This is a genomic window from Candidatus Omnitrophota bacterium, from assembly GCA_013791745.1.
Lineage (GTDB): Bacteria > CG03 > CG03 > CG03 > CG03 > CG03.
Genome location: VMTH01000110.1, coordinates 1 through 3,541, shown reverse-complemented (window position 1 = coordinate 3,541; position 3,541 = coordinate 1). Strand labels below are relative to the sequence as shown.

Genomic DNA, 3,541 nt, shown 5'->3' with positions numbered 1-3,541 from the left:
CAGTCCGAGTTTTTTAAGCGCCATCGCGCATAAAGAAATAACTTCAACATCGGCAAAAGAAGTTTTATCCCCGAAGTATTCCGCGCCCATCTGAAAAAACTGCCGCTTACGGTCTTTTTGCGGTTTTTCATAACGGAACATCGCCCCCGAATAATAAAGCCGTCTGGGTAAGGGCCGCAGGAGCCCGCCGCCGAGAGCCGCCCTGACAACTCCCGCCGTACCTTCGGGGCGCAGAGTTAAGGAGCGGCCGGCTTTATCTAAAAATGTGTACATCTGCTTTTCGACAATGTCACTGCCTCCGCCGATGGTCCGTTCAAAAAGTGCGGTATCTTCAAAAAGAGGCGTGTTGATGCTGCCATAGCCGTAAAGCCGCGCGATTTCTTCAAAAATCCGCAAAACGCGGGAAAATCTTCCGGCTTCCTCGCCGACAATATCCCTTGTTCCTCTGGGCGCATTATATAATTTCATAGCATCGTGATTATATGAAATGTTCACTCTGTAAGCAAACTTTCATGAATGGGGTCAGGTCTTGACATTTGACATATAACGCGTCCGCGCAACACCCGATACATCAATTCAGTTATACAGGCATGGTATCTGTATTTTCATAGTCAATGATCCCGGGATTCCAGGTGTTATTGAAAACTGCCGGGATTTCCGGTATTTCCACTGACTCCCCTCCTGCACGAAAGATAGCTTTTTGAGAATGAAATTATTTCTGCGGTTTTGAACAGAAAGATGCACTTTTGAATAAGTCCCGAAATGTTGCATCCGCCTGGGCGGAGTCAACCCATGGACCTTCTTACAGACTGGGGGCGAATGTCCCCAGTCTTTCTTTTATAATAAAACTGTTATTCAGCAGGAGCCTGATTCTCTTTTTCTGCCTTTTTTTGACCTTCCATCTTTTCAACCCACGTTTTGATAGCTTCAAAATTCTCAACTATTTTTTTCCCTTTTCCCAAACCGAATTTGAAGGGAAAGCGGTCGTTCTCATCGTTTTTCAAAACAATCATCTTATTTCCCTTAAATTCTTCATACTCAACAATAGCCATAACAATAACCTCCTGGTCAATTCATAAGAATGCTTTGCATTCTTATCTCATTCTGCTTAATAAAGCCCCTTCCTCATTTTTTCATTATTCACGTTAGATTATACCAAATAACAGGAAAAGTTTCTCTCTTTACACGAATGTTAACTTTTTGAAGGTAAAATTATTACTGTAGATTTATCTATTCTGCGAGTTTATAATTACGCTTTTTAAATATAGCGAAATCAATGGCTTCTTCTTTTTCAAATTGAGATTTTTTATAGTGATATAATTTTACATCTTTATTATTATCATAGTGTCTAGGCATTCTAACGATTGCAAAACTATCTTCACCAGTCCAATATATTTGATTTCCTTTTAAATCTTTTATGTATCCATTAAGATGTTGATATTTCATATTAATATTTTCAATATTTCCTTTGCCTTCATAACCTCGAGTTTGTGATATAATTAATACACCTTTCCCATCTGGGAATACGTAAGCATCTTGATATTTGACGTGAGATGATTTTGCTTCAATTTGATTCCTTCCGTTGTAGAAAATATAAGTCATCGGATAAAGTACTCCCCATTGTCAAGACCATTTTTTTAAAAAATAAGATATAACCATTGTACCATTCAACCCCGCCTCCTTCCAACAATTTTTCCATTTAACAAGCTCCCGCTGCGACCATTTGGCATCCACAATTCGCACTATCGCAAGTGACCCCTGTATACACATCCCACGGCCGCAGGTGTTCCAAAGATTTATGGCGGCGGCCACGGTTGTAATACGGGAAATATTCTGCCAATCCAACCTGCGCTTCCTGCATTGTCTCATATCCCTTGATGTAGATGTCCTGATATTTCACCGTCCGCCATAACCTCTCCACAAAGATGTTATCAAACGCCCGCCCCCTACCGTCCATACTGATCGAAATCTGTTTTGCTTTCAGTCGGCTGATAAAGGCTTCGCAAGTAAATTGACAGCCCTGATCGCTGTTGAATATCTCCGGCGCGCCGTATAACCTCAGCGCCTCGTCCAGAGCTTCACAACAGAAACTGCTATCCAGTGTATTGCTCAGACGCCAACTCAATACGCTGCGGCTATGCCAATCCATTATCGCTACCAAATACGCAAATCCGTGCCGCAATCGTATATAGGTTATATCAGTCGCCCATACCTGATTTGGATGGTCTACCGTTACTTCTCTCAGTAAATACGGATAAACCTTATGCTCGTGATTCGGTATGCTTGTATTGTGTTTCGGGTATATCGGCATTAGACCCATTTGCCTCATCAGCCTCCGCACTCTCTTCGGGCCGCAATGTTTCCTTTTATCACGACGTAAATACTCTGTCATTGATTCTACCCCCATATACGGATGCCGGGTAAATTCTTCGTCTATCAGATTCATCAGCTTGATGTTATATGACTTCTCCGGTCGTTTCTGATAATACAGCCCTGACCGGGAGATACTCAGTAATAAGCACTGTTTTCTCATACTTAATTCTCTGTCATCTTCATTCAGCATCTGTTTCCGTTCATTGATTTCTAAAATGGCAGTTTTTTTTTAAGCCAGGCATTTTCTACCTGCGTCTGCCCGATCTGTTTGTACAATTCTTCTATCAGGCGATCTTTGTCTTTCTCCTGCGGGCTTTTTCGCCCGTTAAACAGACCCGGCAATCCTTCGCACAGCTCTTTTTTCCATTGCGCAATTTGGGTCGGATGGACTGAATACTCGCTGCTGATCTCTGCCGACGTTTTTAATCCCTTCACCGCTTCCAATGCCACTTTTGCCTTAAACTCTTTACTGAAATTTTTACGCATTCTACTCATCAATACCTCCTGTCTTTCGCAGGATGAATTATACAAATTTTCTATCTTATTACCTGGCTCAAATTATGGGGAGTATTATACCCGTTAGATTTAAATTGATTAGCAATGCGATGCAGAAGGAGGGAATTGTAGCAGTGAGATAAACAAGCAGTCGGAAGCAGTAACCGGATTCAGGCGATGTCCTGTTTCCGGTTTTTTTTATTTATGGAGGGAAAAATGAATTACGAAAATGTTGAGACGAAAGTTGAAGAAGGGAAGGCGCTGTTTGTGATGCCGGACGGTTTTGTAACGAGCAGTCAGGAAGATGTTGTCGAAGCAATCCGAGATAACGGATAGGAGGAAACACATGGCTAAGGAGATTAAAATTCATCTGACAGTTCCCGATAATGTCGGGGAAATTAAAGCTGAAGTAAAGAAGAATGCGAAGGCAGTATTGGCAAAGGTCGGAATTGCCGCCCTGCATCTGAGCAAAGTTGTTGAGAAAGCTAGTAAGAAGTTGAAGGAATACGGCGAGCAAATAAATCAAGAGACGAGAAAATGGGAGTAAATTATGTTTAGTTTGCTAGTTACAGGAGTGCTATTAGGAATTCTCACGACGGTAGCGGGCTCTATCTTACTATGGAAGAGTCCGGACAAAATTCGCAGGCTATTGTATGGGCATACCGTTTTCACT

The 3,541-nt window shown here is 42.0% G+C and carries 5 protein-coding genes; 1 reads left to right on the top strand and 4 read right to left on the bottom strand.

Annotated features, from left to right (window positions below):
- The 4 genes from FP827_05130 to FP827_05115 form a co-directional block, all read right to left on the bottom strand.
- The coding region (locus tag FP827_05130) for a histidine--tRNA ligase (GenBank protein ID MBA3052456.1) at positions 1-468 on the bottom strand (468 nt) is incomplete at its 3' end.
- Between the two features lie 383 nt (positions 469-851).
- Positions 852-1,052 carry a hypothetical protein gene (locus tag FP827_05125; protein MBA3052455.1) on the bottom strand — a complete coding sequence of 67 codons (201 nt, stop codon included), beginning with the start codon at positions 1,050-1,052 and terminating at the stop codon, positions 852-854.
- Between the two features lie 178 nt (positions 1,053-1,230).
- Positions 1,231-1,602 carry a hypothetical protein gene (locus FP827_05120; GenBank protein ID MBA3052454.1) on the bottom strand — a complete coding sequence of 124 codons (372 nt, stop codon included), beginning with the start codon at positions 1,600-1,602 and terminating at the stop codon, positions 1,231-1,233.
- Positions 1,603-1,699: 97 nt separating this feature from the next.
- Positions 1,700-2,868 (bottom strand): IS3 family transposase gene (locus tag FP827_05115; protein ID MBA3052453.1). Its coding sequence is split into 2 segments (ribosomal slippage): positions 1,700-2,592 and positions 2,592-2,868, totalling 1,170 coding nucleotides; the frame shifts between segments, so codons are not numbered across the junction.
- Between the two features lie 346 nt (positions 2,869-3,214).
- On the opposite strand from FP827_05115, the gene FP827_05110 reads away from it, so the two are divergent.
- Positions 3,215-3,415, top strand: a complete 201-nt coding sequence (locus FP827_05110) for a hypothetical protein (GenBank protein ID MBA3052452.1) — start codon at positions 3,215-3,217, stop codon at positions 3,413-3,415.
- Positions 3,416-3,541 lie beyond the last annotated feature (126 nt).